General features: G+C 70.6%; 3 protein-coding genes. All 3 read left to right on the top strand.

What is annotated here, in order from left to right:
- A partial coding sequence (locus G6026_RS12995; protein WP_241728075.1) for a GMC oxidoreductase occupies positions 1 to 1,421 on the top strand: 1,421 nt, incomplete at its 5' end.
- 119 nt (positions 1,422 to 1,540) lie between these two features.
- Positions 1,541 to 2,092 (top strand): TetR/AcrR family transcriptional regulator, encoded by a 552-nt coding sequence (locus G6026_RS12990; protein ID WP_159078006.1) that lies wholly within the window; start codon positions 1,541 to 1,543, stop codon positions 2,090 to 2,092.
- Positions 2,089 to 2,690 (top strand): haloacid dehalogenase-like hydrolase (locus G6026_RS12985; protein ID WP_182613423.1); only part of this gene is annotated, 602 nt, incomplete at its 3' end. The genes G6026_RS12990 and G6026_RS12985, both read left to right, overlap by 4 nt.

Below are 2,690 nucleotides of genomic sequence, written 5' to 3'. Positions count from 1 at the left end.
TCGCGGCGCTCCGGCTCGCCCAGGCGGGCGTCCCCGTCGTCGTCATGGAACGAGGACGCCGCTGGCCCACCGGCCCCAACTCGACCACCTACCCCAGCGTCAGCGCACCCGACGAGCGCATCCTGTGGTTCCGCTCCGCACCCGAGGTCTTCGGCCGACCCGTGGACCTGCCGCGCTACACCGGGCTGCTCGACGCCTCCGTGGGCGAGAACATGACCTCCGTGTGCGCCACCGGCGTCGGAGGCGGGTCCCTCATCTACCAGGGCATGTCACTCCAGCCCAGCGAGGAGTTGTTCCAGACCTGGTTCCCGGGCGCGATCGACTGGCGCGAGATGGAGCAGGAGTACTTTCCCCGCGTCTCCCGGATGCTCCGCCTGGCCGAGGCCCCGGACGAACTCGTCAACTCCCCCCAGTACACGGCCCCCCGCGTTTTCGCCCAGAGGGTGCGGGCCGCCGGTCTGCCACTGCGCAAGATCCCCATGCCCATCGACTGGGACTACGCACTGGCCGAGCTGCGCGGCGAGATGCGGCCCTCCTACACCGACAGCTCGGGCGCGCTCGGCGTCAACAACGGCGGCAAACACACCGTCGACGTGACCTACCTCGCCGATGCCGAGGCCACGGGACTCGTCGAGGTCCGACCGCTCCACGACGTCCGTGCCATGCGGCGGCTGCCCGACGGACGCTGGGAGCTCGACGTCGAGGTCCTCGACACCGCCGGACGCCTCCTCAAGACGCTGGCGATGCGCGCACCCGCGGTCATGTTGGGTGCCGGATCGGTGGGCACCTCCACGCTGCTCACCCGAGCCTCCGCCACCGGCACCATCACGGACCTCCCCGACGCCGTCGGCAGCGGCTGGGGCACCAACGCCGACCGGATCTACACCTGGACCGACCCCACCGCAGGATTCGGCGCCGTCCAGGGCGGGCCTGTGGTCTACGGGAGCCTCAACTGGTCGGACCCCACCACCGCCCACACCCTCATCCAGGCGTCGATCCCCGCATTCGGTGCGGATCTGCACACCACGATGATGGTCGGGTACGGCGTGAGCGCCGACCGTGGCCGGATCGTCTACGACGCAGCGCAGGACCGCGGCGTCATCCGATGGCCCGCCGCCGGTGACGCGGGGATCCTGCGCGGTCACATCGAACCCACCGCGCGCGCCATCGTCGGCCCGACCGGCCACCTCACCGACACCAACGACATCGTCAACTCCACCTGGCACCCGCTCGGCGGCGCGGCCATGGAGCAGGTCTGCGACCTCGACGGGCGGGTCCTGGGCCAGCGGGGCCTGTACGTCGTCGACGGGGCCCTCATCCCGGGCACCACCGCCGCCTGCAACCCGTCACTGACCATCGCGGCGATCGCCGAGCGAGCCCTCGACCGGATCGTCCGCCACGATGTGGGCGCGATCATCTGAGGCGGGAGCGGGCGAGGCCGTCCGAGCCGGGAGCGGGCGAGGCCGTCCGGACGGATGTGCACACCGTCATCAGCGTCGAATGCCCGGGACCGGTGGCGGCGACCGGGATAATGGGTGGTGTGAGGTCTCGCGAGAACATCCTCGACGCCACCCGCCGCGTCATCGGCGAGGTGGGCTTCGAGGGCGTCAACATCGCGGTGGTGGCCAAGCGAGCCGGGGTGAGTCGTCAGACCGTGTACTCGATCTTCGGTACCCGTGAGGAACTCGTCAGCGAGGCGATAACCCATCAACTCAGCGCACTCCTCGGTACCTACGAGTCGCTCATCGACTCGGCGGACTCGCTGCTCGAACTCCTGGTGGAGATGGTGGTCGTGTCCCGGCAGAGGATCCTCGGCGACCCCCTCCTCCGCGCGCTGACGCTCTCCGGCGAGGGCAATCCGATCCACCATCCCGGAGCCATCGACAGATCCCTCGGCTACACTGCTCAACTGTTGAGACCGGCGGTCGAGCGCTTCCCCGAGTACGCCGACCGCATCGACTTCCTCGCCGACGTCGGAGTCCACATCGGCTGGTCGGTGATCGTGCTCGACCCCCCCGACTCCCGCTCCGACGCCGAACTGCGGTCCTTCCTCACCGCCTGGCTGGCGCCGCTGTTCACATCGGCGTCGTGAGCACCCGGCTGGTCCTGTGGGATCTCGACCTCACGTTGCTCGACCCCGCCGGGTTCGGTTCCCGGATGATCGGGCCCGCTCTCGCAGAGATGGTGGGCGGGGAACCGATCATGGACACCTCCTTCGCCGGGCGGACGGACCGCGCGATCTGTACCGACCTGCTCGCGAGAAACGGGATCGAGCCGCACGAAGGACACGTCACCCGCCTCCTCCGCGCGGTCGCCGAGAGGTGCGAGACCCACGGTCATGATCTGCTCGACTCCGGCGGCGGGCCTCTGCCGGGCGCACACGAGGCGGCGGGGGCCCTCGCCTCCGTGGCCGGGGTGCACCAGGGGATCGTCACCGGCAACATGCGGCGGACGGCGCTGCTCAAGCTCCGGTTGTGCGGTTTCGACGGCCTGCCGGATCCTCGGCTGGGCGCGTTCGGTGATCACCACGCCGACCGCGCCGACCTCGTGCGCGGGGCGATCGCCACGGCCCGCACCCTCGGGCTCGAGGTCTCCCCCGGCACCACTGTGGTCATCGGGGACCACGTGCACGACGTGCGCGGGGCACTCGATGCGGGGGCACACTGCGTCGCGGTGGCCACCGGCCGGGT

The organism is Dietzia sp. DQ11-38-2, from assembly GCF_014145055.1.
GTDB lineage: Bacteria > Actinomycetota > Actinomycetes > Mycobacteriales > Mycobacteriaceae > Dietzia.
Note: the sequence above shows the minus strand (reverse complement) of the source record. Positions and strands in the feature narration are given on the sequence as shown.